The sequence below is a fragment of the Enterococcus sp. DIV0970a genome (assembly GCF_051711265.1).
Lineage (GTDB): Bacteria > Bacillota > Bacilli > Lactobacillales > Enterococcaceae > Enterococcus_D > Enterococcus_D casseliflavus.
Genome location: NZ_JBIOMF010000001.1, coordinates 505,407 through 521,830, shown reverse-complemented (window position 1 = coordinate 521,830; position 16,424 = coordinate 505,407). Strand labels below are relative to the sequence as shown.

Genomic DNA, 16,424 nt, shown 5'->3' with positions numbered 1-16,424 from the left:
TCAAAATATACTGCTGTTCTTTCTTCAAGGCTGATCCGCTCTTTCCCGACTTCTCCAGCCCCTTTTCTCAGTCCCAATCAAGTGCCTTCCATCAAGAAAAATAGTCAAAAGTCAATATCATTCTATTCACCAAAAACCACTTTTGTTATAGTAACAAAAAGGAGAATGCAGATGAGAAATGAACGAAAAATCATTCAAGATAGCACCCTTGGTGTAGAGGCTTTATTATTTAACGGCATCCAGCAGGAGTTTCCTAACCATTGGCACGAATATTATGTGATTGGCTTGATGGAAGCTGGGACGCGTCAATTCACCTGTCAAAACACCTGCTATATCGTTGAAGCAGGCGGCTTGATTTTGATTCCGCCAAAGGCTGCCCACCGCTGCCAGCAACTCACGGAGGAAAAGCTGGTTTACCGCAATATCCACTTAACCCCGGAGAACATGGCGGTACAAGTACAAAAAATTTTTAACACTCAATTGACGCCCCACTTTCCTGAACCGGTCATTCGCCAAGTGAAAGAAAAAGAGGAATTTCATGCAGTGCACCAGCTGCTGCTGTCGGATCACGGCGATGAGTTTGAAAAGCAAGAACGCTTTACTTGTCTCCTTCACGACCTGCTTGTTCAGTATGCGGATTTCACCCACGAACAAACGGACCCGGTGTCAAATAAAGCCGCAGCGGCAAAAGCCTATATCGATCAACATTATGCCGAAAAATTGTCCTTGAGTGAATTAAGTGACGTTCTTGGAATGAATCAGTACGTCTTGATTCGGCAGTTTACCAAAGCGTATGGGCTGTCGCCGTTTCAATATTTAAGTACGGTGCGTATCAGTGCTGCCAAGAAAAGACTAGAAGCACAAGAAGCAATTGCAGAAGTCGCTTTTCTGACAGGCTTTAGTGACCAAAGTCATTTTACCCGTATCTTTAAAAGCTTGATTGGGGTCACCCCGAAAGCTTACCAAACAATTTACCAAGAAGATGGAGTGAGAACGTATGAATAACCAAGAAAAATGTGTCATGATTATCGATGAACAATTACCGATTGGCTTAGTTGCAAATACTGCTGCAATTTTAGGCGCAACCTTAGGCAAATTGTTTCCCGAGGGAATCGGAGAAGATATTTACGATTCGACAGGCAGAAAACACCTTGGCATTGTTAACTTTCCCATTCCTATCTTAAAAACGAACAAGGAACAGTTGCAGACCATTCGTGAATCGATCAGTCAGCAAGCGGATCCAGAAGTAACCATCATTGATTTTTCCGACGTTGCTCAGACCACCAATTCTTACGAGCAATACCGTCAGACGCTTGAGACAATTCCCACAGAAACACTGGCTTATTTTGGTCTTTGTTTAAAAGGCAAGAAAAAGAGTATCAATAAAGTCGCTGGCAGCTTACCGTTGTATCGGTAAAACGCTAGTGAGAAAACGGTCGTTTAAAACAAGTTGTCTTTTTGTCGGCCGAACAGTCTTCTTGCTATATACGTTTTTTATAAACAGTCCTATAAAAAAAACAAACACTTTTGAGGTGTTTGCTTTTTTGTAAGAGATTTTCTAGCATACATTTTCTTGCTCTTTGATTTTGCCAAGATCAATGGAAAAATAAACTACTCTCCTTGATAAATATTCAGTCCTACTTCTGTATCTTCTACACGACTGTTCGTTGGTGCTTTAACAATCAGAAAAAGAAAGTAAAAGTCTCCCACACAAGAAGCGGCATGTGCGGCAGCAATCAAGGTAAAAAGAGATGCCGTCAACCAGCCAAATAAATAAAATAGAAAGAGACCCACAGAAATGCCAAGGAATGGGGACTAGTGGCATATGCTACGCCATTTTTGAACCCAAACTTTACCTTCCCTTTGGGGTCAAAAAGCTTAAAGAAGGCACCATGGATCAGTTCATGAATAATGATGAGAATAAAATATGCAACCATTAAGATCAAAAGATCGAAAATAAACGAAGTTTCAGCATTTGACCCATGACCACCTAAGACAAATAGTGTAAAGAACACATAGAAAAAAATAAAACTAGGGATCACCGCGAGATTCAATCTCTTTATTGTTTTTTGATCATCCATTAAATTGATTTGTTTGAGTAATTTCATCGCTGTTCTCCTTTTCTTTTCGACATTCTTCTTAATACATAATTTCTATGAATTCCCTTTACCCAACCAACAAGAGCAGCAAACACAAAACCAGTGCCGTTAAAACGAAGAGGAAATTGATCATCTCTGGCGCACCTTCAATCCTTCTCTGTAATGGCGGAGGACGAAAACTTGGATTCATACGTTTCGTTTGGTAGTCCACGTTGCTTGATAAAAAGCTGTCGGAGGGGATCATAAACACTAAAAGAACGCCATAAATAATGGAGGCAGGAATCAGGAGTGAGCATTTGGCTAAGTAACCAATCAGTAGACTCGCGATCAAAGGAATAGCTACGTACAAAGCACTTTGGTACAACGTTTGCCGAATTGGTTTCATAGGGAAATCTCCTTAGTCAGTAATCGTTACGCACAGCAAAAAAAATTTTATTTACTTATCAATTAAATATACCATTGCTTTCAAAAGGTGTAAACACGCCAGAAAACCAAGTCGATGCTGCCAAGCGCGGCTGCCCAATGATTGGTGCAAAAAAGAAGTGGTTTCTTCCCACTTCTTAAAAAGCACTCTACTTGCCTTTCTATCCTCGCTTAACCTCTCAAGACAATCGGCAAACCGTTTAGTAAACCGTTATACTTACCAGATTGCTTCCTCTCTTCCCTTTGAAAAAGACACGACGCTGGAAAAAGAAGCCTGCGAACCTTGTCTCTTTATTAAAACTTCTTCTGAAAAATATTCATCTAAAAAAATCATACGACCTTGTCTTTCCTTTTGGTTTCCTACAACACCCGATCTACTTGAGAAAAGACTGCGAAACCTTCTTTAGAAAAGCAAACGTCTCAAGAAAAAATAATCGTGCGGTTTCTGCCTTTCCTTTTGGCTTCGTACAATGCTTGATCTGCTTGGTAGAAGGTTTCTGAAATGTCTAACGCAGAGGCTGCTTCTGAAATCCCTGCCGAAAAGTAAAGGGTCAGTTGGGCGGTTTCTAATTTCAACTGTTCATTGCTTAAAAACAAATGGAATTCTTCAATAATTTTTTTCACAGCATCAGAAGTATTCTCTTTAAATAGGACTAAAAATTCTTCGCCGCCATATCGATAGACTTCGACTAAATGGGAAGGACTTTTCTGGTAGAGAAACGTCATCAGTTTTTCCGAAAAGAAGGATAGGGCTTGATTGCCGATTTGATGTCCATGGTGATCATTGATGCGCTTAAAATGATCTAAATCCATCATCACCACGACGAGCTGGTCCTTCTCAAGTAGCGCCAGCTTTGAAATATCCTCGTTCAGACTGCGGAAATTTTTCACCTTGGTCAACTCATCATAATTGCGTTCAATGATTTTTGTGTTGATTTTTTCCAGAAAATTTTTTTGATTCTGCAAATAATACTTCCATAAAGAAACGATCCCCACGGATCCAATGCCTAAAGACACCACATCCCAAACGCTAATTTCGCGGCGATAAAAAAGCAAGGCGTTGAGCATCGGCGAGACAACCGTAACGAAAATCGAAAATAGGTAAAATGCTGTGTGATTTGGTTGTCCATAAAATCTTTTCTTTAATAAGCCCGTAACGATTAAAATGATGTAATTTAATCCGATAATAAAGAGCATGGCTTCCCATTCAAATTTATTGATCAATGCAAAAAAGGTCAGCAAAATGACGGGTACTAACCCAACCAGATAGATTTTTTCTTTGAGAATGCCAAAATAATAAATAAAGATTGGAATCGTATATTCATACGCAACATAACCGATACTGTTCAAAGAAAATGATATAATAAAGTAGACTTGCGAAATAAACAAAACAATACCAATAAGAATTTTAAACGACAGGCGTAAATTCAATTCTTTGAAGTTCTTGATAAACAAATCATACGAAATGAGCAAGCTCACGACTAACACAGAATAGATCGCAGCATAAATCAGATGGACAAACACACTACTCCTTCTTTCTTTCATAGATTTTTCTTTAAAATCGTTCGCCCATGATTTTGAAAGGCTCGATTCTTTAACGATGCAGCGCACGAAATAAGCTTTTTTCCTGCACTTCATGAAACCAAAAATAAAGCGACCCCAGAAAGGAGCAGAAACCAATGTCTGAGAAAATAGAACAAGAACTCTTATCGATATTTCCCCAATTATATTTTGATGCCCAGCCTATCTTTCAAATGAAAGCAGATAGTCAGAAAGTGATTGGCTACGAATTATTATTGAGAAGTACCGAAAGAAATAGGTTTCCCCTTTCCTTCTTCCAGCAAGTAATCAAATACAAAAAATTACATACTCGTTTACTGCAGTGGTATCGAAATGAAATTTTCAGCTTGCTTCATCCGAACGAAGAAACAAAAATCAGTCTCAATATCCACCCGCAACAACTCAGCTATCCAGAAACCTTTTTGATGTTAGCTGATTTAGCTCCCTACCATGATCGTATTTTGATTGAGATCACCGAAGACGATACAGAACCTTCTATCGCTTGTGATCCCAAGTCCTTTCTTATGAACAAAATCAACCAAATAAAAAAGATGCGCTTTTCTGTCGCATTGGATGATGTAGGGACAGGCATTCATTCACTGACAAATATTGCACCGATGCTGGATAAAATCGATGTGATCAAATTTTCGCCTATCTCGTTGCGAGTGCTTTCCCAAAAGGAGATTTTCTTTTTGATCGACTTCTGGCGAAATATCGCCAGCAATCGTAAAATCCAATTTATTGTCGAAGGGGTCGAAACCTCGGATATCCATGAGTACCTACTTGAAGAAGAGATTTTTCTTCAACAAGGGTTTTATTTGGATAAACCTGCCCCAGCTGATCAATTAAAGCGAAAAAAATAGCCATCGCGTCGTTTATTTTTCTCACTATACGCGATTAAAAATAAACGATTATTAAAAAAATGAACAGATGCCCTTCAAATATAACACAAATAATTTTATTTGCAGAATTTTTGCTGATTCAGCATCGTTTTAACGGTGATTTCACATGAGAGAAAGTAGAAATCAAAGAAAAGACCTTTTTTTGATAGGTGAATAGACAAAAAGCATTCAAGAATGAAGCGACCCCCAAAAGTTAGACCAAAAAATCTAACTTTTTGGGGTCGTTATTTGTATGGCAAAATATCCTTTTGAATTAAAACTAAAAATCGTTAAAGAATATCTTAGTGGCGTGGGCGGATATCGGTATCTTGCCAACAAATACGGTATTTCAAGCAAGTCTCAAGTAAGTAATTGGGTGAATGCCTATCGTGAATACGGAGAGGAAGGTCTATTGAGAAAGCATCAAAATCAGAAATATTCTGTTCAATTTAAGTTAAATGCGCTAGAGTTATATCAAACAAGTGAGATGTCCTATCGAGAAGTTGCTAGCACTTTAGAAATGAACAACCCTGCGCTTATTGCCAATTGGATGCGTAATTTCAGAGAAGCAGGTATTGAGGGGCTCTCAAAAGAGAAAGGGCGACCACTTACTTTGACTAGAAAAAAAGAAAACAAAAAAGAAAATACAACAACTGAAGAACGCGAGCGTATCAAGGCATTAGAAAAGCAAGTCCGATCCCTTCAAATTGAGAATGCCTTTTTAAAAGAGTTGAGGAAGCTGCGAAAACAGGAAGCCCAGCAAAGACGCAAGAATCAATCGCACGAATCATCGCCAGCCTCCGAGGATCATTCAAACTAGTTGAGCTTCTTGAAACATTGAAATTTCCTAAAGCAACCTATATGTATTGGCAGAAACGGTTTGACAGACCAAACCCAGACCAAGAAATTGAAGAAAAAATGCTTGAAATTCGCAAAGAGCATAAAGACTATGGCTGTCTGCGACTAAAAAAAGAATTAGAGAATCAAGGGATTCATGTCAATAAAAAGAAGATTCAACGCCTGATAAAAAAACTAGGTATCGAAGTAAAGTCTTACACTCGAAAATCTCGACGGTACAATTCTTATCGTGGGAAGGTTGGTACTGTCGCCAAAAATCGTATTCATCGTCGGTTTTATACAAATATCTGTCACCAAAAAATTACAACTGATACCACAGAGTTTAAGTATTATGAAGTAGACACCACAGGTGTCGTTCGTCAGAAAAAGCTGTATTTAGATCCTTTCATGGATTTCTACAATAGTGAAATTCTATCTTATCGGATTTCTGAAAAACCAAACGCACTAGCCATAATGGAAGGATTAGAAGAAGCAATCCAGATGACAAATGATTGTCCATTTCGTAGAACCTTCCATTCAGATCAAGGATGGGCCTATCAAATGAATGCTTATAAGAATAAATTGAAGCAGCATAAAATCTTCAAGAGTATGTCTCGTAAAGGGAATTGTTTAGATAACTCACCTATGGAAAACTTCTTTGGTTTATTAAAGCAAGAGATTTTTCATGGAGAAGTCTATCGGAGTTTAGATGAATTGAAAACAAAAATTGACCAATATATCTATTATTACAACCATAAACGCATCAAAAAGAAATTAAATTGGCGAAGTCCGGTTCAGTTTCGAGAAGCTGTAAAAACAGCTGTCTAACAGTTAATCTTATCGTACAAAAAAGGAGTGGATTTCTCCACTCCATAAAAGTCTAACTTTTTGGGGTCACTACAATGGTAGTTGACACCTGGATCATAGCCCATCTGGATGTACTTCACCACTTTTTGTTCTACCACTTTCATCAAACCGCCATAGCCATAAAAAAATTCATCTTCCTCATGGACTTGTGGTGTCAAAAATATCTCGGTCATTGTTTTACTCAGTAATTGCCCGCACATCAATGCATGCCAGAATTTTTCTAAGTCTTCAACTGATACATAAGCACCGCCATCCGGTCCGCCCATGGCTGGGATGGAAAATATATTGGTTTTAAGTCCTGATTCCGTTTCAATATATCCTAATGCCGTATTGCGAGGCAACGTGTCTTGTGCAAAATAACCAGCATCTGTCACTTCTGCTTTTTCAAAAATATTCTTTTCAATATAGTCGGTAAAGTGCAAGCCGCTAACTGCTTCTACCACCATTCCTAAGAGGATGTACCCTGCATTGTTGTACTTGACCTTGCTTCCCACTGGATCAGCCATGGCTTTTCTCTGAAAAAGCGGCAAAAAATCACGGGGGGTTCTCACTCGATAGGTCGGCAAATCTTGCCAAAGTGCTTCAAAATCATCGGATACTTCTTCATCAAAATAGTCAGGGATACCAGAGGTATGTGTAAGCAAATGATGAACAGTCACAGCTGGATCAAAGTTTGGCAATACATCTGGAACACACTCCTGCAGTGTCGTTTCCAAGCTCAGTTTGCCTGCTTCAACTAATTGGCAAATGGCTAGTGCCGTAAAAAGCTTGCAACCTGAGGCAATACCAAAACGGGTATGGGCACGATTTGGCAATTTGTCTGCCTCGTTTGCATAGCCAAAAGTGCGATCCACCAAAACTTTGTCAGCTTTGACCACACGAATGTTGCCATAAAAAGCGTACTCTTTTTGCTTTTGTTCTAATCTCTTATCAATTAATTGGGTATTCATTTTCTCTTCCTCCGAATGTTTCGTACAAGGACAACTTGACGTCAACACCAGCCTACCCTTTTCATATTTGGAAACGCAACATCCTTATCTCCTCCTATCTGTTCAGGGTATCATAGAATAAAGCGCTTCACAATGGTGGTATCTTTGTACTTTGTGTGCAAAAATACCCGACCATTCTATCCATCTGTCATTTCATGAGCAATGACAACCTACTCGCTGTTTCTCGGAATTTTGCAAAAAAAACTATGTTTATTTTATGTTTTGTTCTAAATGCTGGAATAGCAATGATAGAGGGCTTATGCGATTTTTCGATTGATAGATGAACCGAGGGTTAGAAGAATAACTATTGAATAAAAAACGCGTGGCGCAAGTGGCGAATAGAAAAGACGAAAACAGACCAAATTCCTTTTTATAAGGATTTGATCTGCTTTCGCGTCGATGTGTTTAACGAAAAGTCATGATCGGCTACTAACCTTTATGCGAACAATTCCGTTTGATTACTAAACAACCATCAATTAATTGAAATGTTTCTTTGCACCCTTTACTTAAAAGTTAGGCCTTACGCGATTAGAATCTTGTAAGTAGCTTGCCACCTCTTCTTTTAAATCGTTAAACTCTTTTTTACTAGTAGTAATAGTCAAAATAAAATTGACCGCTTCATCTTGAGAAAAATTTGTCACATATTCATTAAGCTGCAAAAAAGTAATCATAGAAACTAAAGCGGTCCGTTTATTACCATTATGGAAAGGGTGTCTTTTTACTAAGTTAATTGCTAAAATTGATGCCTTATCAAAAATTGTCGGATATAATTCTTTGCCAAACACAGCTTGTGAAGGTTGATTTATTGCCATATCCAACGCACTTGCATCTTTTACACCAATCATTTCTCCTTTAGAATACTGTACAATTACTTTCGCATTGATTCTAATCACATCTGCCGCCGTCAAAAAAATCATAAGTCAACCAAGTCTTTTAAAGCTTTGTCGTATTGATCCATGACTGAATCTACGATTGAATCAATAGAAACTTCTTCAACCGCTTTAATCATTTTTACAGATCCATCCCGTTCAAAAACATAGCTGATTGATTCACCGGTCTGAACACCGATATACTCCTTTACTTCTGCAGGTATCGTTGTAATATCACTATTACCAGATCTTCTGACTTTATAATTTTTTGTTTTTTTCAATTTCTACCCTCCCAATGTATATACAAATGAATTTGTATATACATTATACAACAATAGATACATGCCGTCAAAATATGTCTTAAAGAGCATAACCTTCAACTCTATGATCCGACATACCAAAGAATAATCAATCCAATTTGAAAATATATTTCCTAATTTTTTTCCTACTCACCACAATTGTTGCGAATTCTTGATCACGCATTAAAACTCACTATAAAAAAACCGAAACAAAGAACTCACTCTCTGTTTCGGTCTTACTTCATTATTCAACATTCAACGAAAAATTTTTCTAACACTTCTTGCCTTTCATAGGCATGTGCCCATTTGTTCCACCTACCTATTCACTGAGACGGCCATTCGGTGATAGGTATGGCGCTTGCCTCTGATGGCGATGGATAGTTGCAAGATGTTCTCGGGATCAGCGGTCCCAGAAAAACCTGCATCTCCGATATGATGAAGGTCGCAGCCGGCACGTTTGCTAGTCAATGCCAAGGCACGGATCGTACCTGTATCTGCACCTTCCTGTGTAGTACCGATGGTGCCCATGACCAACTGCCCTTTTTGGTGAATAAAGGCTACAAGATCACTCATGTGTTGTTCACTCAGCCCAGGAATCGTGCCCGCAATGGGTACAAGAATAACATCGGCTCCAGCTTGAATGAACGCAGACGCAATTTCTTCATCTAACACGGGTTCATTGACACCAGCACCGTGCATTTTTCCAGCAATAATGATCCCAGAGAAAATGGCTCTTGCTTGTTTGATTGCCGCTGTGATCTCTTTATTTGAAACGCCAGTAGAAGGATTTCCTGTCAGACAGATAAAATCAAATCCAAGTGCTTCTGCACGAGCCATGTTTTTCTTTGTTGCCAAACGCCCAGTAGCGATAGTTGTCAGCTGTTCCATCTGCTCCGCACAATCGTCGACAGGCTCAAGATTGACCCCAATAGGCCGCCCCGTTAAGCATTGCAAAAAGCGAATGGGGTCATCCGTTGTCGGTAATCCTTTGATAGCGCCGTTTTCGCAATCAAATAGGTTCAGCAAAATCAAATCCGCCCCAAATGCAGCGACGAATTCAGCATTGGTGATTCCTCTAGACATCGGATCGATTTGGACATCATTTTCTGCTACGATCGTCCGCCCCGCACTTCCTCGGATACTTTCCAATAGCTGGTCTTTATCAAATGATTTAAAATCAGCTGCCGTGCAATTCAATAATCGTTTTGTCTCCATTTACTCCTCACTTTCTGAACCGAGTTCACTGGCTAATGTCCGATTATCCAGCATTTTGAAGAATGGATAATAGATGGCGATAGAAACCGTCAGATTCACCAGTTGTAAGATTGCCCCCGAAATATGTCCGCCTGTGGCTAGATAACCGCCGATGATTGGCGGCATCGACCAGGGAACCAAAACGACGGCAGGTTGGACGATCCCCATGGCAACTGTCGTATAAGAAATGATATAGCAAACGACCGGCGTCAGAATATATGGGAACAAAATCAATGGATTCATGACAACGGGCAACCCAAACATGATGGGTTCATTGACATTGAAAACCGTTGATGGAAATCCGAGTTTCCCCAACTCTTTTAAATACTTGCTTTTACTTCTGACTAAGAGCAAGATCGCCAAGCCCAAAATCACCCCACTACCGCCAATCCAGACAAAGGTATTCATAAAGGTATAATTGATGATATGCGGAATCGTTTCGCCGTTTTGAAAAGCGATTCGATTCTCATCGATCATTTGAATCCATGTCGGCTGCAAGACGCTCAAGACCAAGTCCCACCCGTGGATACCCACTGACCAAAACAATGACGTAAACATAATGGCAAACAGACCGCCTATAAAGCCTCCGCCAATGATCGACAATGGTTGTCCCACAAGACTGTACAGCAGATCATGAACATTCGTGTTACCGAATGATTCCACTAATAAACGAATCACCCAGAAAAGCGAGAGGCAAAAGAATGAGGGGATCAATGCAATAAAGGAGCGACTGACCGCCGGTGGAACGTTTTCTGGCATCCGAATCACGATATTCTTTTGTACGAATAATCGGAAAATCTCCGCCGTGATTAGACTAGTGATGATTGCTACGATCAGCCCGCGGCTACCAAGATAAGACATTTGAATGCCGCCATCTTCAATCGGAGTGACTAAAAGAAAAACCGAGGCTGCCAATACACCGGCAGATAAACCGCTGACGCGGTAAGTGGTTGCTAAACTATACGCAATAGCAAAGGAATTGAACAGCGCCATCACACCAAAGGTCACTTGGACGACAAAGTCTAATTTGCTGCGCCATTCCCCGCCAAAAATACTAGTAACAAATAGGTTAAAGCCTTCCCATGGAACGTTGGATAAAATAACAAAAATGGAACCGATAATAATCAAAGGCATCGTGGTGACAAGTCCATCACGGATAGCAACTAGATGCTCTTCACCGTCAATTTTCATTCCCCATGGCAGCATCTTTTCTTCCATAAATTTCTTTAACGAATCCTTCATAAGCTTCCTCCTTAACCTTAAAAGATCGCTGAAAGAGTGCGTTCAGGTATCTTTTCGAAGTGTGAATAGAAACCAAGGCTTACCACCTTCAAGAACCTAGGATTGAAGTGCTGATCGCCACAACGCTATTGCTATGAACACAGTAAGAACGCAAGGCTTTGGATTTCTCAACTATGACTGCCTATTTTCCATGCAACTGTTCTCAACTGATCTTCATACCTGTTATTCGCCGCAAACGATCCTGCGCATGAACCGTTTCAAACGACAAAAAAGGCATTGGACAAGATTGTCCAATGCCTTTGGCGATCAACTATGGCAACTTGATTGGTCATCCGTCTTAAGGGTGTGACTGATCAGGGCCTCGTAAATCTGTTGGCGCAGAGATACGAGGTGCCTATTTTTTTGGTTTCTATTCGCTTACATTTTATAGAATGTTTTTGGGAAAAGCAAGCGAACATCGTAACAAAATTGTAAATAATGGTCAAAAAAATAAAAAACTATTGTGATTTGTTCGATTGAAACAGAAAACAGTAATTGCTTTGCGTATTTATAAAAAAAGGAGGCCCGAATCATCCATGATTCAGTCCTCCTTTTCGCGCTAGACAAATACAAACAAAATTCCAGAGCAGATCGTACCTACCAATAGCCCACGAATACTGCCTTCTCCTTCATTGGGTAACTCAAATTTGATGATATTCACCAGCAAAGCGCCGGTGATCAAGGCTTCAATGATGACCACCAAATAGTAGGGCAATGAAACAAAGAGGGAGAACGCAGCTCCCGCGAAAATACTGAAGGAAAGCACAAAGCGGCCATATTTGTTATAGAGGGCACCATGATGGTGATAGAGCAGCCAATCGTTCATGAGAAAGTGCAAACCAAAGGCAATAAAGTAGGGCAAAATGTAAAAACGCTCTGATAGCGTATTGGCAATCACGATATAGCCGATCATGATATTGTAGATCACATGAAAAGCGATATCCGACCAAAAAAAGGCGTTTTTGGCACTGGTGATGTCTTTCTTTTCTAACACCATAAACGTCCGCTCATCGATTTTGTAGATCACGTAACTGAAGACTAAGCCAAACAAAACGATGCCATAGACCCCATGACTATAAAAAATCCCCGAATCCCAGCCAAATTCATCGATCAACACCGTTTGAAAATACGCCAAATGGGGCAATAGATGAACGATCGCATAGGAGATCCCTACACCAGCGGCAAAGGAGCTCATGTATTGCACGTTTAGTTTTCTGGATGAGATAACATTTGAAGATAGATGGATGAAGATAAACCCTAAAGTGATCATGCAATTCACAAAATTGTTTGTTAGATACGTCATTGTTTTCTCCTTCTTACATTCCGTTTGCGGCATCGTTTAAGCGCAATTTTCAATAACAAAGTCTTTTTAATTGGTTATTTTTGGTTATTTTCATAGAATATTCTTGTTTACTATACAGTAAGTGGGCTTGGGGGGCAATAGGTTTTTTAGGTTTTGGGGAGAAATATTTTTCATAGAAAATGACCTTCATTGTTGCCGATTTTTTCCCGATAATCTTGTCTTCATTTTCGGATAGGATAATCTTGTTTTTGCTCTTGCAGACAGTAGGTCTAACTTCATTCTTTATAAAAAATTGGGCTTATTTGAAGTTATCTTCAAATTTCCGAAAAATTGTAACCAATTTGAAGTTATCTTCAACTTTCTCAATTATGACAGATTTTTGATGTTCGTAACCAATTACTGATGAATTCAGAAAGCCGTTGTTGCTCCTATTCCATCAAAAAAAGAAGCAAGAACTTGCAGCGTCCTTGCTTCTTTTTATTACAATTCATTATACTTCTTTTTCGAATCTTTACTTTCTTTCACCGAATACTTCATGTTGTTTTTTTCCAGCTTTTCTTTGATGATCTCATCAATATCAAGACCCAAATTGTCTGCCAGCATATAGGAATAAATCAGAACATCGGCAATTTCTTCTTTTAGATGTTCGAAATCTTGAGTGGCTTCTTCAGATGTTTTCCATTGAAAAATCTCCAACAATTCGGCGGCTTCGATGGAGATAGAAATAGCTAGATCTTTTTCATTATGGAATTGTCGCCAATTGCGATCATCTCGGAATTTATTGATCCGTTCCATTGAAGAGGGTTGGTTTTGCATGGTAGGACTGGCTCCTTTCGTTTTGTAGGGTTATGAGTTTTTGGCGCAGATTGGGATTGATTGCATAGATGTAAAGCCCTTTGATTGCTCGTTTCATTAATACATTCAATGAATTAAGGATGATCGTTTCTTTGGCTTTCTTCGTCAATTCTTGGTTCATATCGTCACGTCCCGTAAACGCCCCTTTGTCCTCATATTTATCGATATCGATGATAAGCTGGTCGGTCTCTGGATCGTAATCAACGGAAGGACCAATGACGACTCCTACATTGTTTAAATCAAAGCCTTGGACGGTGTAGATTGACCCGACTTCACTGATTGTATCTGGTCGCTCCGCCCATGTTCGCTTCGTATCGGTCGTATTCCAGGGCAGGTTGATCCCACCAGGTTCTACAAGATATGAAGCTCCGTCTTTCTTATGAACATAATCGAATGTTGAGATGATCCGTGACAGACCTTCCTTTTTATCGAGAGAAAAGATTTTATTCTTCAACGCATCATGGGTTTCCATAATCTGAAGCTCAAAAGATGCTGTTGATTCTGGAATCGGTGTTACACGTTTTTCTACGATATCATCGATCCATTGAATTATTTGTGGACTACTTTTCATTCTTAATTGATCTTTTAGCTTAAAGCGAGAAGCATTGTACCTTTTCTGAAACTGATCCAGTTTGTCCTGATCCCAGTAACTTTTGATTTTCAATACTTGCTTCGGATCAAAAATACAAATCGTGATTTTTGCTCGCTTGATAATCTCTTCTAGTTGGTTTTCATAGTGAAAACTGTTATAACTGTCTTTCTTCGTTAAAAGCAAATGGGCTTCATCCACAATAACGATGTCTGGGTGCAACTTCTGATTATCTGTTTTATTAATAAAAGAAGTTGGCTTTAACATATGATTCTTTTTTAAATTTGGCAAACTTTCTGCCATTGTATGATAGGTTTTTAACATCTCTGAATGGTTGACCAGCAAATAATTATCAGTGCCTTTTAATACAGACTCTGATTTTGTATAGTCTTGAAGGGTGTTATAGAGAGATGCCAATAAGACGCTCTTTCCCGTTCCAGCTTCTCCTTCGATCATCAAGACTTTTTGTATTTCATCCTGCTGAATCGCTTGTTTACAGTACTCAATGATTTCAAGTTTTATATCTAACTGTTCTGGCGTCAGTTCTTTAAAAGGGGATAATTTATATACATCTTTGTTGCGAATCGTATCGATTGAGTGCTTCGCCAACTGACGCCTTTGCAATTCTTCCCATAACTCTTGGAAGACCACTTCATCATAATACTCTTTTTCATAATACTGATGCATCTGCACCTGTCTTGTTTGACTGACGTTTTGTAACTGAAACTGCTCATCCCCAATGAAGTGATTGATCAAATTGGTTTCGATATTGTAGGTCGCTGATTGATTGAATTTTTCATGCCCAATCAGTAAGACTTCTTTAATTTCTTTGCGCTTAGAGTTATTCAAGTGCTGTTTCAATCGTTTGTTCACTTGAACCGTTTGACCAATGTACGCAACAGGTCTTTTCTTTTCATTTCGGTTGTAGAGTATGTAAACGACTGGGTACTGATCGATATATGCCGTCGTTATGCTAGATAGCTCACCTTTCTTGAAATGATGATCTTCTATGATTAGTTGGTTGGTCATATTTTAGATTCTCCGTTTAGTGTCTATTCCATTAAGGTTATTTATTTTAGTATATCATTGCATATTTTGCTCTTAAAGCATTAAAGACAAAATTGGTAATTTTTTGTTTTAGCAAAATAACCATTATCTAAAAAAATCGCTGTTGATTAATCTACTAATTTCGTCCAACGTGCATACTTTGCTAATGATTTAATAGACTAACCTATTATCCTGAAACTCTTTTCAAACGAATCCTCTCTAAGACGTTCTAAAATAAATAGCTGAAAATCCCATTTGACAATTCATTAAACATCCTCTGTTTAGGATATTTATAAATTGTTTATTAATTTAAAATAATTTATTTTTCAATATTAAAATAAATAAATATTTTATAATTTTAATTTGACTAAACCATTCAATATGCGATAATCATTTACGAAAGGATGATTTGATGAACCATACAGTTACCAGCCTAAGATATCTGCGGATCGCTCAAATTTCTTTATTAACATACTATATTTATTTAGCCTTCCATGACAATATTTTCAAAGCTATTCCATTACTTTTTATCAGTGGTATTTTAGATTCCGTATATCCGCCAGACTATGCAAACCAGTCATTTTGGTTTCCTTATAAAAAGAAAACGATATTTTTAAAAAACAACAATTTATTTTTGGAAGGAGCATTAGAAATCTTAATCATAATTGTTCTTGGTATTTTCCTATCTCTTGTTTTTTAAAGTAAAGGAACAACTTGTGATTGCTGGTTCCCTTTTAGCCAACGACTGAATCCTTTTTCTATTACTCACTACTTTTTATCCATTTGCTTATTAAATTAGATTTACCAAATAAATAACGAATCCTTCACTGTTGAGATGACGCTAGTATCTAGTCGAAAGGAAAGGTGATTTTTTATGAAAAGAATTTGTTTTGTCTTAGTTTTGAGCAATGGATTATCTTACACACCATTAACTCCAGGTGTTCTTTATCAAAGAGACACAAGCCTCAAAGACTATTTTTCACCGTTTTACGATGTTTCAATCAATTATCTGAGAGATAAAGATACTGTTGATTACTTGGTATTTCCTGAGCCATTCGCTCCTTTTGATAATGAAAATAACCTCCCCATCATAAAAGTCCCTTCTAAATTTTTTCTGACTAAAGACTTTGAAAAAATTAAGGATTACATTGATGACTACTTTAAAGAAAACGATGCTAAGTAATACTAATCTTCGATCGTTTTAAGCTCTTACTGATTGATACCGTTATCAATCAGTTTTTTTCTTCGATTTGCCAACTTCTTTTTGGACG

17 protein-coding genes and 1 pseudogene are annotated in these 16,424 nt (G+C 38.5%); 7 read left to right on the top strand and 11 right to left on the bottom strand.

Features of this window, described 5'->3' with window-relative positions; all coding sequences use genetic code 11:
* The first annotated feature begins 171 nt into the window (after positions 1–171).
* Complete coding sequence (locus IGK14_RS02455; protein WP_010748791.1) at positions 172–1,005, top strand: AraC family transcriptional regulator; 834 nt, start codon at positions 172–174, stop codon at positions 1,003–1,005.
* The gene (locus tag IGK14_RS02450) at positions 998–1,417 is read left to right on the top strand and encodes a DUF2000 domain-containing protein (RefSeq protein WP_005232083.1); all 420 of its coding nucleotides are present in this window, start codon (positions 998–1,000) and stop codon (positions 1,415–1,417) included. The genes IGK14_RS02455 and IGK14_RS02450 overlap by 8 nt, the downstream gene beginning before the upstream one ends.
* A gap of 194 nt (positions 1,418–1,611) precedes the next feature.
* Here IGK14_RS02450 and IGK14_RS02445 read toward each other — a convergent pair.
* The 3 genes and pseudogenes from IGK14_RS02445 to IGK14_RS02435 form a co-directional block, all read right to left on the bottom strand.
* Positions 1,612–1,937 (bottom strand): annotated as a pseudogene (locus tag IGK14_RS02445) (DUF3267 domain-containing protein).
* Positions 1,938–2,166: 229 nt separating this feature from the next.
* Positions 2,167–2,484, bottom strand: coding sequence for a hypothetical protein (locus tag IGK14_RS02440; RefSeq protein WP_010748789.1), 318 nt, complete (start codon positions 2,482–2,484; stop codon positions 2,167–2,169).
* A gap of 458 nt (positions 2,485–2,942) precedes the next feature.
* Positions 2,943–4,067, bottom strand: coding sequence for a GGDEF domain-containing protein (locus tag IGK14_RS02435; protein WP_228074223.1), 1,125 nt, complete (start codon positions 4,065–4,067; stop codon positions 2,943–2,945).
* Positions 4,068–4,201: 134 nt separating this feature from the next.
* Between IGK14_RS02435 and IGK14_RS02430 the strand changes: the two genes are divergently transcribed.
* The 3 genes from IGK14_RS02430 to IGK14_RS02420 all read left to right on the top strand — a co-directional run bounded on the left by IGK14_RS02430 (position 4,202) and on the right by IGK14_RS02420 (position 6,628).
* Positions 4,202–4,945: an EAL domain-containing protein gene (locus tag IGK14_RS02430; protein WP_010748787.1), complete on the top strand. Its 744-nt coding sequence runs from the start codon at positions 4,202–4,204 to the stop codon at positions 4,943–4,945.
* A 271-nt stretch (positions 4,946–5,216) separates the two neighbouring features.
* Complete coding sequence (locus IGK14_RS02425) at positions 5,217–5,783, top strand: helix-turn-helix domain-containing protein (protein WP_016249831.1); 567 nt, start codon at positions 5,217–5,219, stop codon at positions 5,781–5,783.
* On the top strand, positions 5,741–6,628 hold the full coding sequence (locus IGK14_RS02420) for an IS3 family transposase (RefSeq protein WP_412059278.1): 888 nt from the start codon (positions 5,741–5,743) through the stop codon (positions 6,626–6,628). The genes IGK14_RS02425 and IGK14_RS02420 overlap by 43 nt, the downstream gene beginning before the upstream one ends.
* On the opposite strand, the gene IGK14_RS02415 is transcribed toward IGK14_RS02420, so the two are convergent.
* The 8 genes from IGK14_RS02415 to IGK14_RS02380 form a co-directional block, all read right to left on the bottom strand.
* Positions 6,625–7,617: a serine hydrolase domain-containing protein gene (locus tag IGK14_RS02415; RefSeq protein ID WP_016249829.1), complete on the bottom strand. Its 993-nt coding sequence runs from the start codon at positions 7,615–7,617 to the stop codon at positions 6,625–6,627. The genes IGK14_RS02420 and IGK14_RS02415 overlap by 4 nt on opposite strands.
* A gap of 545 nt (positions 7,618–8,162) precedes the next feature.
* On the bottom strand, positions 8,163–8,573 hold the full coding sequence (locus IGK14_RS02410; protein WP_010748785.1) for a type II toxin-antitoxin system death-on-curing family toxin: 411 nt from the start codon (positions 8,571–8,573) through the stop codon (positions 8,163–8,165).
* Entirely contained in the window at positions 8,570–8,806 is a 237-nt protein-coding gene (locus IGK14_RS02405) for an addiction module antidote (RefSeq protein ID WP_010748784.1), read from the bottom strand. The genes IGK14_RS02410 and IGK14_RS02405 overlap by 4 nt, the downstream gene beginning before the upstream one ends.
* Positions 8,807–9,139: 333 nt before the next feature.
* Positions 9,140–10,039, bottom strand: coding sequence for a DUF7916 family protein (locus IGK14_RS02400; protein ID WP_010748783.1), 900 nt, complete (start codon positions 10,037–10,039; stop codon positions 9,140–9,142).
* Positions 10,040–11,320 carry a PTS cellobiose transporter subunit IIC gene (gene celB / locus IGK14_RS02395; RefSeq protein ID WP_010748782.1) on the bottom strand — a complete coding sequence of 427 codons (1,281 nt, stop codon included), beginning with the start codon at positions 11,318–11,320 and terminating at the stop codon, positions 10,040–10,042.
* 598 nt (positions 11,321–11,918) lie between these two features.
* Entirely contained in the window at positions 11,919–12,662 is a 744-nt protein-coding gene (locus tag IGK14_RS02390) for a hypothetical protein (protein WP_010748780.1), read from the bottom strand.
* Positions 12,663–13,142: 480 nt separating this feature from the next.
* A complete protein-coding gene (locus IGK14_RS02385) occupies positions 13,143–13,478 on the bottom strand; it encodes a nucleotide pyrophosphohydrolase (RefSeq protein WP_010748779.1) in 336 nt (111 codons plus the stop codon).
* Positions 13,441–15,135, bottom strand: coding sequence for a DUF2075 domain-containing protein (locus tag IGK14_RS02380; protein WP_010748778.1), 1,695 nt, complete (start codon positions 15,133–15,135; stop codon positions 13,441–13,443). The genes IGK14_RS02385 and IGK14_RS02380 overlap by 38 nt, the downstream gene beginning before the upstream one ends.
* A 430-nt stretch (positions 15,136–15,565) precedes the next feature.
* On the opposite strand from IGK14_RS02380, the gene IGK14_RS02375 reads away from it, so the two are divergent.
* On the top strand, positions 15,566–15,853 hold the full coding sequence (locus tag IGK14_RS02375; RefSeq protein WP_010748777.1) for a hypothetical protein: 288 nt from the start codon (positions 15,566–15,568) through the stop codon (positions 15,851–15,853).
* Between the two features lie 174 nt (positions 15,854–16,027).
* Positions 16,028–16,336 carry a hypothetical protein gene (locus IGK14_RS02370; RefSeq protein WP_010748776.1) on the top strand — a complete coding sequence of 103 codons (309 nt, stop codon included), beginning with the start codon at positions 16,028–16,030 and terminating at the stop codon, positions 16,334–16,336.
* Positions 16,337–16,424 lie beyond the last annotated feature (88 nt).